Here is a 15712-nt window from a genome sequence, read left to right on the forward strand (position 1 = left end):
AACCCTGGAGGCTGAAAAAGTGAGTGGCCATGAGCAAGTACATAGTGATGTCAGCATGGCCTTACTCTAACTTCATACCTCACCTTGGCACTGTGCTGCACCTTCTGAGCGCTGACGTGTATGCTAGGTACCTGAGGCTAATGGGGCATAACGTGATCTTCGTAACGGGCAGTGACGAGCATGGTACGCCCATAGAGCTTGAGGCCAGGAAGAGGGGCATAATGCCGAAGGAGCTGACGGACCAGGTGCACTCCTATGACGTTGAGCTCTTTAAGGCTTTTGGCTTCGCGTTCAGCCTCTACTCAAGGACTGAGAGTCCGATCCATAAGGAATTTGTCAGGTCGTTCTTCCTTGGACTGCAGAAAAGGGGCTACATCTTTCAGCAGGAAGAGGAGATGCCCTACTGCCCTAACGATAAGATCTTCCTGCCTGATAGGTTTATCGAGGGCATGTGCCCCTACTGCGGCTATGAGCACGCTAGGGGGGACCAGTGCGATAACTGCGGCAGGCTGCTAACCCCCAAGGACCTAATAAACCCCAGGTGCGCCATATGTGGTGCTAAGCCGATATGGGTTAAAACCGTGAACTTTTACATAGACCTCAGCAAGGTTCAGGGCAATCTGCTGGACTGGCTTCAGCACAGCGAGCTACAGGACAACGTGAAGAACTACAGCGTTGAGTGGGTTAAGCAGGGCCTTAAGCCTAGGGCGCTCACCAGGGACATAGAATGGGGTATAGATGCTCCCTTTGAGGGGAGCGCCGGCAAGACTATCTACGTGTGGTTTGACGCGCTCCTAGGCTACATAAGCGCCACGAAGGAGTACCTGGTGTCAAAGGGCCTTGGGGAGGAGGCGTGGAAGGAGTGGTGGTTTGACCCTTCAACAAGGACTGTTTACTTCATCGGCAAGGATAATATACCGTTCCACGCGATAATATTGCCCTCTCTTCTAATGGCTTCGGGGGAGCCCTATGTCCTGCCGTGGCGCATCAGCGCCACTGACTACCTGCTCTACGAGGGCAAGCACTTTAGCAAGAGCAGAAGGGTTGGCGTCTGGATAGATGAGGCCCTTGAGATAGCGCCTGCCGACTACTGGCGGTGGGTCTTAATCAGGATGAGGCCTGAGAGCGGCGATGTGAGCTTCCAATGGAAGGAGTTTTACAGGATTGCCAACAGCGAGCTTAATGATGACATAGGTAACCTGGCCTACAGAGTGCTCAGCTTCATTAGGAGTAGGTTCAACGGCGTCATTCCAGGCGCCACTAAGTTGAATGACAGAGACGAGGAAGTTCTCAAGGAGGTCTGGTCACTGGTAGATGAGTTTAATGCTGCTATGAATGACATAGAGCTGAAGAGGGCGAGTGAGCTCCTGCTAAATATTGCAAGGCTTGGCAACCGCTACCTCAACGAGTCAGCGCCGTGGGATTACATAAAGACAGACAAGGAGAGGGCAGGCTCGATACTAAACGTCGCGGCAACAATAGTCAAGGTTGTATCTCAGCTAATGGCTCCATTCATGCCACAAGTTGCCGAGGACCTCTGGCATCAGCTGGGGTACACCAACAGCGTCCACGAAGCCCTCTGGCCTGAGACCCTGAAGAAGCCTATAGATGAGGGCACCAAGATAGGTACCATACGTCCGCTCTTCAGGAAGTTGCCTGATGATTTCCTGTCGCACGTTGATGAGATGGTTGAGGAGGCCAGGAGAAAGGCAAACTCTAAGAGGCCGCCGCTACTCAAGGACTACGGAGTGAGCAGCTAAAGGAATTCTTTACGGACAAACGCAGCGTCGTTTAAAAGCTTTGGTTGGCCTTTGTCCTAAGGCCACGGGATGAGGACGTGGGCAGCCAGCGACCCATAGGGATGAGATGCTCAGACTCACTCTGACCGTGGTTGTCAACCCTATGTCCTTGCTACTTGTCATGAAACTTTTCTAGTCTAGGCGGTTTCTGCCGTGAATTTCGCAAAGCCTATATAATCAATGCAAGGTCTTTCCTGCTTGCTGACATGAAAGCCTATGTCATTATTAGCGTCGAAAGCTCCTTGGTATCATTACTGCAAAAATTTTAATAACGTTACCTTGTAATATATAGGCCTGGTGGGATATAATGTCCACTAGGCTGACGGGCCTGGTAAAGGTTGACTCGAAGGGAAGGATAACCATACCTCAGACTATTAGGGAGTCGCTTGGAATAGAGTCTGGCATGCTGGTTGCTATGCTAGCTGATACTAATAAAAAGGAGATAATAGTTAGCCCCATTTTAGCCGAGAACGCTAAGGTCATAGAGATAGACGTCTCCGTGCTTGACAAGGTTGGCGCGCTTGCAAAGGTAGCGGACAAACTGAGCGAGCTGAAGGTCGACATAGTTGCCAGCAGGTGCGCGTCAATAACCAGGGGCGAGGAGGGCGAGTGCATCTTCATCGCAGACATGAGCCACTCAGCAACCGACGTTGAAACCGTCCGCAAGGCACTGGAGAACCTGGACATAGTGACCCAGGTGATGATAAGGCAGTTCGAAGCCCCCAGCTTCTGATGAGAAAATAATCGCCTTTCGCCTCACCCCTGCAGTTAAAATTATTTAAAAGCCTCTACGACGCAGCACCTGCGGAGACGAGGGCAGGGCGTAATGTCAATAGAGCTGAGGCCAGAGTGGAGGAGGTTCAAGTACAGGGGCAAGACTCTTGAGGAGCTCTTAAACATGCAGCTAGACGAGTTTGTTCAGCTGTTGCCGGCGAGGCAGAGGAGAAGCCTACAGAGGGGCCTAACGCCAGCTCAGAGGAAGCTTATAGCTAAGATAAGGGCACTGAGGAGAGCCGGCAAGACAGACGTTATGTTAAAGACTCACGTAAGGGACCTAGTCATACTGCCAGAGATGGTGGGCATGACTATAGCCGTCTATAACGGTAAAGAGTTCGTGCCGGTAAGGATAGTCCCAGAGATGATTGGCCACAGGCTAGGGGAGTTCAGTCACACGACCAAGATAGTCCACCACGGAGAGCCAGGCTTGAAGGCCTCAAGGAGCAGCCTGCACATAGCGGCTAAAGGGTGATGTGCTTGCCAGAGTGGACGTACTCCTATAGGCCTGCCAAGGAGGGGCTTACAGCTAAGGCCATGATGTGGGACGTGCCGGTGCACCCGAAGGTTATGACAGAGATAGCAAGGGCCATTAAGGGTATGAAGGTCGGCGAGGCTGAGGCGTACCTGAGGCGCGTGATGGAGCTTAAGGAGGCTGTGCCATTTAGGTCAGCCTCAAAGAAAATACCTCACAGGAGAGGCCTCGCAGACAGGTGGGGCATACCGATGGGTAAGTACCCAGTCAAGGGCGCAAGGTACATGCTTAAGCTACTTGAGAACCTCTCAAACAATGCCGAGAACAAGAACCTTGACGTTGACAACCTCTACATAGTCCATGTAGGCGTGCACAAGGGGATAACGCTTAAGAGGGCATACCCAAGGGCCTTTGGGAGGGCTGACATAAGGAGGAAGGTGCACTCCCACGTAGAGGTGATTGCTGAGGAGAGAGGTGGAGCCTGAGATGTCGAGGATAAAGGCCTACTTCCTTAGGCAGGGGCTCACCAGAGTTAAGGTAGATGAGTACCTGGCGCAGAACTTCCACACAGCTGGGTACGCTGGCGTTCAGATCGTTCAGAGCGGCCTTGGCACTAGGGTTCACATATACGCAGAGAGGCCGGCACTAGTAATAGGTAGAAGGGGCGCCACCATAAGGAAGCTTCAGGCAGTTTTCGAGAAGGTCTTCGGACTCGAGGGGGCTCAGATAACTGTGAGCCAGCCTGACAACATAGAGCTGAACGCCAGAGTGCAGGCGTTCAGGATAGCCAGGTCGCTTGAGATGGGATATCACTTCAGGAGGGTAGCTATGGCGACCCTGAGGAGAATTATGGAGGCAGGAGCTGTAGGCGTCGAAATAATAATAAGCGGGAAACTCAGCAGGGAGAGGGCCAGGTTCGAGAAGCTTCAGGCCGGGAAGGTCATAAAGACTGGCAACGTGGTAGACGTCCATACGGACAGGGCTATAGCCTACGCAAGGCTGCCCCTGGGGATCATTGGTGTTGAGGTTCGCATAATCAAGCCTGAGGCTGCCCAGCCGAACATAACAATTAAGTCTGACAGTGAGGCAGCTGATGTAGTCAGGCTGCTTGAAGAGGCTGGCGCTGGCCAGGGTGCCGAGAAGGTTAAGGAGATAATTGAGGAAGGAGGTGAGGGGAGTGGGGAAGTACAGGCTAAGAGCTAAGGACCTCCGCAACAAGGACGCCGAAGAGCTCAGAAAGCTGCTTGAGGAGCAGCGCAGCGAGCTGGCGTCTCTAAGGCATAAAGCTATGGCTGGCTCCATAGACTCGCCTGCCAGGATCAGGGAGCTCAGAAAGAACATAGCAAGAATACTAACTATCATGGCAGAGAGCTCCAGGAAAGCTGCCCAGCAAGCCCCTGGGGCTAGACAGGGCAAGCTGAGTTGAAGTTTACAGAACGTAATGTAAGGTACAGACCCCTCATAGGCCTTAAGGTCAAGGTTCTTGACTCTACAGATAGGAGCCTTGTAGGCCTAGAAGGTCTAGTCTTAGATGATGGAAGGAATGCCCTAAGAATAGCGGTCACTGGAAAGACCCATAAGGTAGTTACCTTGATTAAAGGCACCTCCGTGCTCCAGGTTACCACCCCTGATGGCACCTTTGTGGTTAGAGGTATCGAGCTAATTGGAAGGCCTGAGGAGAGGCTAAAGAGGGCACTGAGCTAGTTTCTAAGTACAAGCTCGGGATTGACAAAAGGAAGGATGGTGGACCGGCCGGGACTTGAACCCGGGACCTCTCGGGTGCAAGCCGAGCGCTCTTCCGGCTGAGCTACCGGCCCACCATCTCGCATGCTCTCTAAGCGTCCTTTTAAGGCTTAAGTGCGACACTTATGGCTCAAGCTAATGAGCCTCCAGAAAGAGGGCCAAAACCTTCCTATGGGGTCTTCAGCTTAATACCTCCTGAGAGTAGTCCAACGTTAGGGTCGAGATTGAGCGAGGAACGGGAAAAGCTTAAGGACTATGAGTGGCTGCTGGGAAGAGTCTATGAGAAGATACCGCCTAAGAGCGGCGCCGGAGCGTTCGAATTGCCAGAGCCGCAGATAATAAGGGTGGGCACTCAGACCATTATAAAGAACTTCAGGGAGATTTCACAGAAGCTCAAAAGAGATCCAGATATGGTTTCAAGGTACTTGATGAAGGAGCTAGCATCCGCCGGCAGCTATGAAAAGAGCTCAGGCCAGCTGGTGCTTAGCGTCAAGGTCTCAAGCAAGGTCATTAAACAGCTGCTTGATATTTTCGTTAAGAGCTACGTGAGGTGCCCCACCTGTGGCAGCATTGATACGCACATAGAGAAGAGGGGCAAGGTGTGGGTCCTAGTCTGCGAGGCGTGCGGCGCTGAGCAGACGCTGAAGCCCTTCTAAAGGGCGATATGGCTCCCCCGTTGTCTCCTAGCTAAACAAAAATATAGAAAGACTGTAGGCCTCGGCGCCCGTATCTCAACCGCAGAGAAGAGCATAGGGCCTCGTAGTGAATGGGTGACTTCATGTAGACACTTCAAGACGCCATTATGACGTGCCAAAAATTACATGAGCAGTTAACGAAGCCTATATTACATTAAGAAAAAGGTTGTAGAAATAGCTCACTGATATATGCGTTGTGAGTAAACTTTAAAGCACTTGCAGAGCCGCCTTAAAGTGGTGCTTTCAGCTTTGGCTTCGATACCATCGAAGTTTGATGCAATTGTGGTCGGCGCTGGGCCTGCTGGCTCAGCAGCCGCCTACACGCTTGCCAAGGAGGGCTTCAAAACGTTACTGATTGACAGAGGACGGGGTGGCGGGGAGAAGGAACTCTTCGGCGGGAGGGTCTACGCACAGCCCTTAAGGGACATATGGCCCGAACTTGATAAGGAGGCCCCCATACAGAGGTGGGTCACGCGCGAGAGGATAAGCTTTGTAAAAGACAACGAGGCCGTCACAGTTGAGTTCAAGAGCCCTAAAGGCAAGAGCTTCACAGCACTTTTGCCTCAGCTAACCTCCTGGATGGCTCGTAAGGCTGAGCAGGCTGGCGCGCTATACGTCAATGAGGTAACCGTTGATGAGATTATATTTAAGGATGGTAGGGCTGTCGGTGTAAGGAGTGGCTCTGACACCGTCGAAGCTGACGTTATCATAGATGCCGAGGGCGTGAACAGGCTTCTCCTTGAGAGGGCTGGGCTTGTTGAGAGGATAAAGCCTGACAATGTAGCCCTTGGCGTGAAGGAGATCCTTAGGACCGGCTCAACTCAACTTGAGGCCTCCTTTGGAATAGACTCCGATGAGGGCGCAGCGTGGGTAGTCATCGGAGACATAACCAAAGGCGTGCCCGGCGGTGGCTTCATATATACGAACAAGGACACTGTCAGCATGGGTATTGTGCTACACCTAAAGCATGCCATAGATGCCATCGAGGCTGGCAAACTTAACCAGCACGTCTCAGAGCTGGTGGAGGGCTTCAGGCTTCACCCATACTTCAGGAGGCTGTGGCGCGACGCCACAATATCAGAGTATGGCGCGCACCTGACAATAGAGGGGGGGCTGAAGTTCTCGCCCAAGAGGCTTGCCTATCCCGGCCTCCTGGTCGTGGGCGACGCTGCCGGCCTCCTGCTCACCACTGGAATAAACTACCGCGGCGTTGACTTCGCAGCCTACAGCGGTAAGTTAGCGGCTGAGGCTATCAAATACGCTATGGACCACGGTGGGTTCACATATGATAACCTACGCGTCTATGATGCCTACATTAGAGGAAGCTTTGTCTACACAGAGCTCCAGAGGCACCTAGGGGTTGAGATGGTTATGAATGACCCAGCGATCTTCGCCAAGCTGCCTAACATAGCTATAGGCCTCTTCAAGGAGCTCTACGAACAGGACTATGTGACCCCGACTCCATTTGAGGCCCTAACTTCAGTCCTCTCCAACGAAGGCTTGGATCTATTTAAGCTCTTGAGCCTTTCTCTATCAACGGTGATGTCACTATGAGCACACAGCAGGCGAAACAGGAGGAGCCGAAGCCCATCAAGCTAGAGGACATTCTCCAGAGCGACGTATGGAATGTAGACGAGGAACCGCACATAGTCGTAGATTACAGCAAGTGCGAGAAGTGCCCCACTAAGCCATGCATATACCTCTGCCCTGCAGGCTGCTATACGTTGGCTGGGGACAGGTTAGTATTTAGCTATGAGGGTTGCGTAGAGTGCGGTACATGCAGAGTCATATGCCCTATGGACGCAATAACGTGGAACTACCCCAAGAACGGACATGGCATTATTTACAGGTTCACGTGAGGTGATGCGCGTGAGGATAGTCGTAGGCATGAAGTGGGTTCCGGGAACCCAGTCGGTCAGGATAGATCCTAAGACTGGCACACTGATAAGGGAGGGCGTACCGAGCATAGTTAACCCGCACGACCTACCGGCTGTTGAGCTAGCCCTAAGGCTTAAGGACAAGTATGGCGGTGAGGTAATAGCGCTAACTATGTCGCCCCCGCCGGCTGTGAAGGGCCTTGAGTACCTAGTCGGCATGGGTGTTGACAAAGCTATACTGGTTAGTGACAGAGTCTACGCTGGTGCTGACACGTTAGCCACCAGCTACGTGCTGGCAAACGCTATAAAGAAAATAGACAAGGATATCGGCAAGGTTGACCTAGCGGTCTTCGGTCAGGAGACCACGGACTCCAGCACAGCACACATAGCGGCGCAGACCGCTAGCTGGCTTGAGTGGCCTTATGTTTACTACGTGCGCGACGCATGGCTAACCGAGGAAGGCAAGCTGAGGGTCGAGAGGATCCTAGAGAACGCTGTAGAGGAGTGGGAGCTTGATATGCCAGCTATAATAAATGTCGCGATGAAGTCGCTAAAGCCTAGGCCCGTGAGCCTGTTGAACAAGATCAGGTTCAAGGCCAATCCAAGCACTCTAATTACGTGGTCTAACAACGACCTAAAGCTTGACACCAGGTGCACAGGCCTCAAGGGCTCACCAACCATAGTCGCCAAGACTGTCGACGTGCCGGAGGTGCCAAGGAAGAAGCAAGTTTATACACCTAAGAATGGCGAGGACGCCGCCAAGTGGATACTGAAGGCCCTTCTTTCTGATGAGAAGGCCTCCAAGGCTCTCATAAGGGCGCTTAAGGAGGGGGGTGAGAAGGCATGAGCTGGGGTACCAGCGAAGTAAGTGGCCAGCAGAACTGCGATAAGCTTTGCCCTGAGTGGGAGTGCAGAGACAACAGTGAGTATAGAGGCGTTTGGGTCGTAGGCGAGGTTGACGAAAATGGCATAATAGAGCCCAGCCTCCAGATGCTGACTCCAGCTAAGAAGGTCGCATCTAAACTTAACGCCAAGATAACCGGCATTGTAATAGGTCACAATGTTAAGCAGTTTGCAAGGCAGTTTATAGAGTACGGGGCTGACGAAGCCATAGTAGTTGATGACCCAAGGCTGGAGATGTACGTTCCTAACGTTTATGGCGAGACCATAGTTAGCCTCATCAAGAAGTACAAGCCCGAGATGGTATTCGTTGCAGGCACCATGAAGGGCAGGGAGCTGGCTCCCTACATCGCTAACCATCTCAGAGCCGGCATAACGGCTGACTGCACTGACTTTGACGCTGATGAGAAGACCAGAGACGTGTTCCAGATAAGGCCTCCCTTCGGCGCAGTGCTGTTGGCCTACATAAGGACGCCTAGCAGAAGGCCTCAGATGGCCACGGCCAGGCCCAACGTGTTCCCGCTGCCCCCTCGCGACCCTAACAGGAGCGGTGAGATTATAGAGGAGAAGGTAGATCATGTACCGCCGCCGAAGGCCAAGCTGATCTCCCGCAAGGTTATCCCAAGGACCGAGACGCCCATAGAGAAGGCAGAGCTTGTTGTAGGGGGTGGCAAGGGTCTCGGAACTGCTGAGGGCTTCAAGATGCTTCAGGAGCTAGCTGACGTTATGGGAGCAGTCGTCGGCGGCAGCAGGAAGGCCGTAGACCTTGGTTGGATACCTCACGAGAGGCAGATAGGGCAGACAGGCAAGTCTATAAAGTCAGTCATCTATATAGCTGTAGGCATAAGCGGCGCCGCCCAGCATATGTTTGGCGTCAGAGAGGCAGAGGTCGTGGTAGCCATAAACAAGGATCCCTCAGCACCCATATTCTCGCAGAGCGACTATGGTGTCGTTGCTGACTACCGTGAAGTCATTCCGAACCTCATAAAGCTGCTGAAGGAGCTTAAAGAGCAGGTCAAGAAGGGGGAGACGCCTAAGATAGAGTGAGTGACATGAGCAACTCCATTGATGAGAGGCTGAGATCTTTTGAAAGGAGCTTGAGGAGGTTTTCCGGCTCCCTCGGACTCAGGATAAACATAGAGCTCTCCAAAAAGATCGAGGAGGTTCAATTGAAGATTATTGATGATGTCTCAAAGCTAATAGATGAAGCGTGGTCGCAGGGACTGACGTTACAGGACCTTTTGGCAAAGCTCAGCGACAACGGCACCTTAAGGCGCGAAGTTCTTCTAGCGTCATCAACGCTAGGCGAGCGCATAGGTTCCGACTCTGTTGACGAGCTATTTGCAGACGCCTTATCAGGCGACACGTCACGAAGTGGCGCTAGGAGCGCCCTAGTAGCGTTTCAAGCGATAGCCAGAGCCTATGCTGAGAAGTACTACAAAGAAAATGGCACTATAACTCATGTATCGCCCTATTGCCCCGTCTGCGGCGCCGAGAGCAGCACAATGGTAAAGCGCGGGAACAGGTACGTTATGATCTGCCCTGTCTGCGGTTATGAGTGGATAGTTTCTGAGGGCTCCCCTAGGTGTCCCTTCTGCGGCAATGATAACAGGTTTAAGCTTGGAACGTTCATGGATAAGGAATGGAAGTACGGCCTGATGTACTGTCAGGAGTGCGGCTCCTCTTGGAGAGTCATATGGGACGAGGATATGGCATCAGCGCCAAATATACTGCTGCCCCTGATAGCTATGGCCGCTGACAGGTTTAGGGGCGCGCTACCTAGGGGTGAGGGAATCAATAACGGCAATAAGGCTGGAGGCGAAGGAGGCCTGAGCGAAGGCCAGGAAGAAACCAAAGGACAGGAGTGAGTAAAGCCAGAGGAGCTCTGACTTTGGAGCCCTTAAGCTCAGAGAGCTCCCTTGCGCCGCATCCCTGAGCCTTGACATCAGCACGCCTAGGTAGGCGCCGACTATAGGCATGCCTATAATTATCATATATGCCGTCATCATGGCAGCTATGCCTATAATCTTAAGGGTTAAACTGTATTTTCTGCCCGCTATTACGTCCACAGCCCTAGAAACTATAACAAGGAAGGCCATCTCCAGCGCGGAGCCCACCATGGCCAGCACAAGCCCGAGAAGGGCTATGTCGACAGAGAGAGTCCTTAGGCTCCTGATTACATAAGAGGTTAGGGCCAGAACCATGCCAAGCGACATTAGCACAGGGCCCAGGCTCACCTCGGCGGTGTGCTTCAAATAGGCCTTAGTTGATGAGAGCCTCCGATCCGGACCCCCTCCGGGCTGGATGGCTTGAGGCTGGGGTAAAGTTTCCATTCGGCTGTCCCAGGGTCTCCGCCCTTTAGCGAAGATAAAGTTTTCAGTGCAAGCTCAGTTCATTTAAAGCTTATATTTAGTCCTTTTCTTAAGCGCTTAACCCCGGAATATTAAAAGGAAAAGAAGATGCAAACAGCCTTCCGTAGCTGTTTCAATTTTCATATAGGTATAGAGTGTCGTTGCAACCAACGCCTACAGGAGGTTATGTTATCGAGTACTCAAAGATGTGAGGTCTCCGGGATGGCCCTGAGCGCCCCCAGGCCCTATGAAAGCCTGAGCGAGGCGCGGGGGGACAGGGGGTGAGGCGATTACTGTAAAACAATGAACCCATGTAGGAGCTGAACTCCTGGCGCTCGGGTTAATGGCAAAACAGTAGTGATGCCAGAAGCCTCGGTTAAACTGAAGCGTTGATCCGAAGTTAATCTGCTGGTATCTGCGCTGAGAGTGGAGGCTCTCATTCAAGGTTCAGAAACAGCGTCTATATTGAGGACTTTCGATAGGTACTCGGCCATAAACTTAGAGTCGAACCCGCGGGATGCGTCAACTATGACCTTCTTTGGTCTCGACTCCTTTATGTACTCCACGACCTCCCAGAACGTAGCATGGTCGCTGAATGACACCCTGTAGACGTTGTCGTTAACCCTGACCGCTGGTCCTCTCCTCTCGGTGCCTGTTAATATTATATGCACCGCTGGTAACTTAAGCATAGGCTGAGACTTTGAGACATGGAGGAATGCTATGGAGCCTGGCGTGAGCTCATCTTTATTGTAGAGCCTCACGTCACCGATATCGACGTTGTAGAACCTAGAGGCGACCTTTGCCAGCTTAAGCGTAGTGTCATCGGCTAAGAACGTCTCCTTAACGCCCCTTATCCGCAGCTCTACCATTATCTCCTGGAGCTTGCCGTTGTAACCATATATCACCAGGGGGCTCTCGGGGGAGCGCCTCTCAATTATGTCAATAAGGGCTCCAAGGGCATCCCACTCTGTCCCTCTCCTAGATAGGTGGGGGCTTCCATACGTGGCGTCCACTACCAGGACATCTAGGTCCTCCATGGGGGGTGTCCCAGGCATCTTGAAGTCCCCAGTATATCCTGCTGTGCCGTCCGGGCCCTCGACCAAAACCTGGGCGCTGCCCGCTATGTGCCTTGAGGGTAACAGCTTCACTCTCTCACCGTCGAACTCTATCTCCTTATTATAATCAACTGAAAGTGCCTTACTCTGCGGTATGGAATGGCCGAGGATCCTGAGAAACTCATGGGTGACAGGCGTAGCCACTATGAAGAGGCTTTCAGCTACGCTCCGCGAGAGGTACTTTGTGTGATCCTCATGGGCATGAGTGACGACCCTTACGGGCCTCCTGTGGTAAGAGTCGGCCACGACATTACTTCCGAGTAGCACGGCACCGTTTGGCATCACTGCGGCTAACAATGACCTCGGCCCCTGCAGCCTTTGTTAGGCCGTCCTAAAAACAGTTCGCGGGCGTGGTCCCGCCGCGGGGACTTGAACCCCGGACCACCCGGTCTCGGCCGGAGGGGGCCTCCAGCCGCCCGTCCCACTACAGCCGGGCGCTCTAGCCGCTGAGCTACGGCGGGACCTGTTAGAGTCTCTGCTGCCTAATTGTTTTAAGCGTTACCCTCACCGCTGCGCCTTGACTCACACATAGGCTTCCAGAGATCCCTTAGGTAACCGGTAAGTCTTAGAATGCTCTCGTAGAGTTCATCATTAACGTTGTACTCCTTCTTCTCCTCAGTCAAAGTCGCAGCAATGTCAGCAAACGTGAGCGACACCTGCTTAAGGATGTCGCAGAGCGACGCCTGGTCCTGCCCATTGGAGGCAACGAAGTCTGCCACTACATAAGCATAGTTGCACAACAGGTTAGCCAGCAGCAGGGACGCCGCACAGAGCAGCCTCTGGTGGAGCGGCATATCGCGGAATGAGCTAAAGCCCCTTGAGGAGTAGCACGCGCGCTCCAGCCTGCTAGCCTCGACGCTAGTACATGGAGGAGCCTCCGCCAGCCCAAGCCTTGTGGTTCTCCACAGAAGTTCGTAGTACTCGTCCCTAATGAATGCGGCCATACCTTTTAAAGCCCGCCAAGATAGGGCCCTTTCAATTTAAAAAAGGTAAACTTATTTCTCTTCTGCTTTTTATTTACAAAGGGCGCGGGAGCAGAGATGTGTGCAGCCGAGGACAACGAGAGGACTGTTAAGTACTCTGATATGGTTTATGAGATGCTTAAGAACGACATTCTTAACAGGCGGTTCGAGCCCAAAGACAAGCTAAGCGAGACCACTCTAGCAAAGCTCTACAACGTCAGCCGTACGCCTGTGAGGGAGGCTCTGCATAAGCTTGAGAAGGAGGGCCTCGTGGTAAAGCTAAGTGACGGCTACCACGTGTCATTTCTGACCAAGGAACAGATACTCAAAATCTTCGAGGTCAGGGCTGTACTTGAAGCGCTAGCGGCTCAGAAGGCGGCAGAGAACCGCGACCCCGAGATGCTAAAGAGGTTAAGGGAGGCCGCAGAGGGTTTCAGGAAGGCAGACAGGTCAAACCCGCTGACCTTGGCTCAGGCCAACAGCAACTTCCACGATATTATAGCTGACATGAGCGGAAACGAGTACCTTAGGGACATACTCAAGGACTTAAGAAATAAGCTTGCTATTGTGAGAGTGGACCTTTTCGCTTCGAGCAGCCGTGTTGACCAGGAAATAGAGGAGCACTGGAAGATTTATGAGGCTATAGAGAAGGGCGACCCCAAGGAAGCCTATGACGCAGCCCTAAGGCACCAGAACAACTTAATTGAGTTCATTAAATCAAAAAGGATGGTGGGAGGCATATTAGTCTAAGCGCTCATAGGCGATACGTTTAAGCGCGCTGTTCGAGGAGTTCCATCGCCATTAGGCCTCGTTTGCTAAGCTTAGATCCCTCTATGACCTTTGTGAATATTTAGCTTCATTTAAAAGGCCGCCGAATAACTTCTAGCGGAGGGATTAGAATGTCGCTGAGGCTAGGCGCTCTGCCCCAGCACAGGACACCTCCAAAGGGTGAGCACTACGACGTACTCATTGCGGGAGCTGGGCCCGCTGGGCTCTCAGCAGCTATCTATGCAGCCAGATTTCTCCTCAAGTCTGTGGTCATAACTGAAGACGTCGGCGGCCAGCTGAACCTTACAAATGTTGTTGATGACTACCCTGCTACGCTCTCCATAAACGCCACCGAGCTGATATCACGCTTTAGGGATCATGCCGAGAAGCTCTTCGGGGTGCCTATTTACACTAACATCAGCGTTCAGAAGCTCAAGAGGGAGGGTGACGAATACCACGTCACAGGGACGCGCGACCTTGACGTCTATGCGAAGACAATAATTCTTGCAGTGGGCTCCAGGAGGAGAAAGCTGAACGTACCTGGTGAGGCTGAGTTCACCGGCAGGGGGGTCAGCTACTGTAGCATATGTGACGCGCCGCTCTACAAGGGGAAGGACGCTGTTGTGGTCGTTGGCGGTGGGGACGCGGCCTTTGAAGGCGCCATACTTCTCTCGGGCTACGTTAAGAAGGTCTACCTGGTTCACAGGAGGAGTGAGTTTAGGGCGAAGCCATACTACGTCCAGGAGGCCACGTCCAGGCCAAACATAGAGTTCCTGCTGAGCTCGGTCGTGACAGAGATCAGGGGCGACAAGCTAGTTCGGAGCGTAATAGTTAAGAATAACTTAGACGGTACCACGAGGGAGCTAAATGTAGATGGTGTCTTTGTAGAGATTGGGTTTGAGCCGCCTAAGGAGTGGTACCAGTCCCTCGGACTTGAAGTTGATGACCTTGGCTATATTAAGACTGACATGTGGATGAGAACCAACCTGCCTGGCGTCTTTGCTGCTGGCGACGCCATAAGCCTGTGGCGTGGCTTCAGACAGATAGTTAACGCCGCCGCATCTGGAGCTATAGCCGCCTACAGCGCTTATACATACTTGACAGAACGCGGGCTTACAAGGAGGCCCGCGCCGGCCAGCAGGGAGGTAAAATCGATTGGAGGAGAGACAGCTAAGTGAAGAGGCCATATATGATATTCTTAACCAGAGGCTGATAAAGCAGGGCTATCACATAATAGGTCACCATAGCTCCGTCAAAAAGTGCTACTGGAACCACGCGGCTCTTGTAGAGGGCAGGTTCTGCTACAAGGGGAAGTTCTACGGCATAGAGAGTCACAGGTGCATTCAGCTGAGCGTCACAAACCACTGGTGCTGGAACGCCTGCCTCCACTGCTGGAGGCTTAGGCCTCAGGATGTAGGAATTGAATGGAATGAGACGCGCATGCCCTTCGTCGATGACCCAAAAGAGATAGTAGAAAAGGCTATACAGGAGTACCGCAGAATAATGAGTGGCTATAAGGGCAGGCCTGGCGTGAAGCCAGAGATGTACAAGGAGGCCGTGATGCCCAAGCATGTAGCTATAAGCCTCACAGGCGAGGCGACCCTCTATCCAAGGCTTGGCGAGCTTATAGAGGAGTTCCACAGAAGGGGCATCTCAACTTTCCTAGTGACCAGGGGTGTAAGGCCTGACGTGTTAGCTAACCTTGAGGAAGAGCCAAACCAGGTATACATAAGTCTAGAGTCTTGGGATAAGGAGTCCTATAACTACTTCAATAGGCCCCTCGTGCCAAGGGCCTGGGAGCTGACCCTTGAGACGCTTGAAATGCTACCTAGCTTCTCCTCCACGACAGTTTACAGGTTAACTATCATAAGGGGCTACAATGATAAGGAGGAGGCCATCAGAGGCTTTGCAAAGCTTGTAGACCTTGGAAGGCCTGACTACATAGAGGTGAAGGCATACATGTACGTTGGCGCGAGCAGGAACAGGCTGCGCTTAGATAATATGCCAAGACATCAGGAAGTTAAGGAAGTTGCCAAAAGGCTGAGCGAGCTTACGGGCTACCCAATAGTTAGCGAGAGCCTACCGAGCAGGGTAGTGTTATTATCAAAGCTGGAGAGACCAATAAGGTACGGCAACGCCCCAGTGGACTGGAACTCCCCAGACATCCCGGCCCCTGGGGAGTACGAGTCCGAGAGCTGAAGGGCCGAACGCCTTGTACTCATACTATATCAATTAAAGAGCTATCTGTTCTTA

Annotated in this window: 19 protein-coding genes and 2 tRNA genes; 16 read left to right on the forward strand and 5 right to left on the reverse strand. The window is 52.5% G+C overall.

The window, feature by feature from the left end:
• The first annotated feature begins 29 nt into the window (after nucleotides 1-29).
• The 7 genes from metG to SE86_RS02095 all read left to right on the forward strand — a co-directional run bounded on the left by metG (nucleotide 30) and on the right by SE86_RS02095 (nucleotide 4752).
• Entirely contained in the window at nucleotides 30-1760 is a 1731-nt protein-coding gene (gene metG / locus SE86_RS02065; protein WP_117355047.1) for a methionine--tRNA ligase, read from the forward strand.
• 346 nt (nucleotides 1761-2106) lie between these two features.
• Nucleotides 2107-2532, forward strand: coding sequence for an AbrB/MazE/SpoVT family DNA-binding domain-containing protein (locus SE86_RS02070; RefSeq protein ID WP_117354079.1), 426 nt, complete (start codon nucleotides 2107-2109; stop codon nucleotides 2530-2532).
• A gap of 93 nt (nucleotides 2533-2625) precedes the next feature.
• A complete protein-coding gene (locus SE86_RS02075; RefSeq protein WP_117354080.1) occupies nucleotides 2626-3048 on the forward strand; it encodes a 30S ribosomal protein S19 in 423 nt (140 codons plus the stop codon).
• Nucleotides 3048-3533, forward strand: coding sequence for a 50S ribosomal protein L22 (rplV, locus tag SE86_RS02080; RefSeq protein WP_117354081.1), 486 nt, complete (start codon nucleotides 3048-3050; stop codon nucleotides 3531-3533). Before SE86_RS02075 ends, rplV begins: the two co-directional genes overlap by 1 nt.
• A complete protein-coding gene (locus tag SE86_RS02085) occupies nucleotides 3508-4251 on the forward strand; it encodes a 30S ribosomal protein S3 (protein ID WP_211096664.1) in 744 nt (247 codons plus the stop codon). The genes rplV and SE86_RS02085 overlap by 26 nt, the downstream gene beginning before the upstream one ends.
• A complete protein-coding gene (rpmC, locus tag SE86_RS02090; RefSeq protein ID WP_117355049.1) occupies nucleotides 4226-4474 on the forward strand; it encodes a 50S ribosomal protein L29 in 249 nt (82 codons plus the stop codon). The genes SE86_RS02085 and rpmC overlap by 26 nt, the downstream gene beginning before the upstream one ends.
• On the forward strand, nucleotides 4471-4752 hold the full coding sequence (locus SE86_RS02095; protein WP_117354082.1) for a ribonuclease P protein subunit: 282 nt from the start codon (nucleotides 4471-4473) through the stop codon (nucleotides 4750-4752). The genes rpmC and SE86_RS02095 overlap by 4 nt, the downstream gene beginning before the upstream one ends.
• Nucleotides 4753-4789: 37 nt before the next feature.
• Here SE86_RS02095 and SE86_RS02100 read toward each other — a convergent pair.
• Nucleotides 4790-4865, reverse strand: a tRNA-Ala gene (locus SE86_RS02100).
• Nucleotides 4866-5015: 150 nt separating this feature from the next.
• Here SE86_RS02100 and SE86_RS02105 point away from each other — a divergent pair.
• The 6 genes from SE86_RS02105 (at nucleotide 5016) to fdhE (ending at nucleotide 10131) form a co-directional block, all read left to right on the forward strand.
• The gene (locus SE86_RS02105; RefSeq protein WP_211096665.1) at nucleotides 5016-5447 is read left to right on the forward strand and encodes a translation initiation factor IF-2 subunit beta; all 432 of its coding nucleotides are present in this window, start codon (nucleotides 5016-5018) and stop codon (nucleotides 5445-5447) included.
• Nucleotides 5448-5735: 288 nt separating this feature from the next.
• The gene (locus tag SE86_RS02110; protein WP_117354083.1) at nucleotides 5736-7040 is read left to right on the forward strand and encodes an FAD-dependent oxidoreductase; all 1305 of its coding nucleotides are present in this window, start codon (nucleotides 5736-5738) and stop codon (nucleotides 7038-7040) included.
• Nucleotides 7037-7345: a 4Fe-4S binding protein gene (locus tag SE86_RS02115; protein WP_117354084.1), complete on the forward strand. Its 309-nt coding sequence runs from the start codon at nucleotides 7037-7039 to the stop codon at nucleotides 7343-7345. Before SE86_RS02110 ends, SE86_RS02115 begins: the two co-directional genes overlap by 4 nt.
• A gap of 10 nt (nucleotides 7346-7355) precedes the next feature.
• Nucleotides 7356-8210, forward strand: a complete 855-nt coding sequence (locus SE86_RS02120; RefSeq protein WP_117355051.1) for an electron transfer flavoprotein subunit beta/FixA family protein — start codon at nucleotides 7356-7358, stop codon at nucleotides 8208-8210.
• Nucleotides 8207-9310 (forward strand): electron transfer flavoprotein subunit alpha/FixB family protein, encoded by a 1104-nt coding sequence (locus SE86_RS02125; protein ID WP_117354085.1) that lies wholly within the window; start codon nucleotides 8207-8209, stop codon nucleotides 9308-9310. Before SE86_RS02120 ends, SE86_RS02125 begins: the two co-directional genes overlap by 4 nt.
• Nucleotides 9311-9315: 5 nt before the next feature.
• Nucleotides 9316-10131, forward strand: coding sequence for a formate dehydrogenase accessory protein FdhE (fdhE, locus tag SE86_RS02130; protein ID WP_158543078.1), 816 nt, complete (start codon nucleotides 9316-9318; stop codon nucleotides 10129-10131).
• Here fdhE and SE86_RS02135 read toward each other — a convergent pair.
• The 4 genes from SE86_RS02135 to SE86_RS02150 form a co-directional block, all read right to left on the reverse strand.
• Entirely contained in the window at nucleotides 10039-10518 is a 480-nt protein-coding gene (locus SE86_RS02135; protein WP_117354087.1) for a hypothetical protein, read from the reverse strand. The genes fdhE and SE86_RS02135 overlap by 93 nt on opposite strands.
• Before the next feature lie 536 nt (nucleotides 10519-11054).
• On the reverse strand, nucleotides 11055-12026 hold the full coding sequence (locus tag SE86_RS02140; protein ID WP_211096666.1) for an MBL fold metallo-hydrolase: 972 nt from the start codon (nucleotides 12024-12026) through the stop codon (nucleotides 11055-11057).
• A 54-nt stretch (nucleotides 12027-12080) separates the two neighbouring features.
• A tRNA-Tyr gene (locus tag SE86_RS02145) sits at nucleotides 12081-12190 on the reverse strand.
• A gap of 30 nt (nucleotides 12191-12220) precedes the next feature.
• A complete protein-coding gene (locus SE86_RS02150) occupies nucleotides 12221-12673 on the reverse strand; it encodes a hypothetical protein (protein ID WP_117354088.1) in 453 nt (150 codons plus the stop codon).
• 96 nt (nucleotides 12674-12769) lie between these two features.
• Here SE86_RS02150 and SE86_RS02155 point away from each other — a divergent pair, with 96 nt between their 5' ends.
• The 3 genes from SE86_RS02155 (at nucleotide 12770) to twy1 (ending at nucleotide 15658) form a co-directional block, all read left to right on the forward strand.
• A complete protein-coding gene (locus tag SE86_RS02155; RefSeq protein ID WP_117354089.1) occupies nucleotides 12770-13441 on the forward strand; it encodes a GntR family transcriptional regulator in 672 nt (223 codons plus the stop codon).
• 149 nt (nucleotides 13442-13590) lie between these two features.
• Nucleotides 13591-14637, forward strand: a complete 1047-nt coding sequence (locus SE86_RS02160; RefSeq protein WP_117354090.1) for an FAD-dependent oxidoreductase — start codon at nucleotides 13591-13593, stop codon at nucleotides 14635-14637.
• Nucleotides 14615-15658, forward strand: coding sequence for a 4-demethylwyosine synthase TYW1 (gene twy1 / locus SE86_RS02165; protein WP_117354091.1), 1044 nt, complete (start codon nucleotides 14615-14617; stop codon nucleotides 15656-15658). Before SE86_RS02160 ends, twy1 begins: the two co-directional genes overlap by 23 nt.
• Nucleotides 15659-15712 lie beyond the last annotated feature (54 nt).

Source organism: Acidilobus sp. 7A (assembly GCF_003431325.1).
GTDB lineage: Archaea > Thermoproteota > Thermoprotei_A > Sulfolobales > Acidilobaceae > Acidilobus.

What these genes read in the sequence shown, in the direction of transcription:
- metG (WP_117355047.1), top strand. Translation starts at nt 30, where the DNA reads ATGAGCAAGTACATAGTGATGTCAGCATGGCCTTACTCTAACTTCATA.
- SE86_RS02070 (WP_117354079.1), top strand. Translation starts at nt 2,107, where the DNA reads ATGTCCACTAGGCTGACGGGCCTGGTAAAGGTTGACTCGAAGGGAAGG.
- SE86_RS02075 (WP_117354080.1), top strand. Translation starts at nt 2,626, where the DNA reads ATGTCAATAGAGCTGAGGCCAGAGTGGAGGAGGTTCAAGTACAGGGGC.
- rplV (WP_117354081.1), top strand. Translation starts at nt 3,048, where the DNA reads ATGTGCTTGCCAGAGTGGACGTACTCCTATAGGCCTGCCAAGGAGGGG.
- SE86_RS02115 (WP_117354084.1), top strand. Translation starts at nt 7,037, where the DNA reads ATGAGCACACAGCAGGCGAAACAGGAGGAGCCGAAGCCCATCAAGCTA.
- SE86_RS02125 (WP_117354085.1), top strand. Translation starts at nt 8,207, where the DNA reads ATGAGCTGGGGTACCAGCGAAGTAAGTGGCCAGCAGAACTGCGATAAG.
- fdhE (WP_158543078.1), top strand. Translation starts at nt 9,316, where the DNA reads ATGAGCAACTCCATTGATGAGAGGCTGAGATCTTTTGAAAGGAGCTTG.
- SE86_RS02150 (WP_117354088.1), bottom strand. Translation starts at nt 12,673, where the DNA reads ATGGCCGCATTCATTAGGGACGAGTACTACGAACTTCTGTGGAGAACC.
- SE86_RS02155 (WP_117354089.1), top strand. Translation starts at nt 12,770, where the DNA reads ATGTGTGCAGCCGAGGACAACGAGAGGACTGTTAAGTACTCTGATATG.
- SE86_RS02160 (WP_117354090.1), top strand. Translation starts at nt 13,591, where the DNA reads ATGTCGCTGAGGCTAGGCGCTCTGCCCCAGCACAGGACACCTCCAAAG.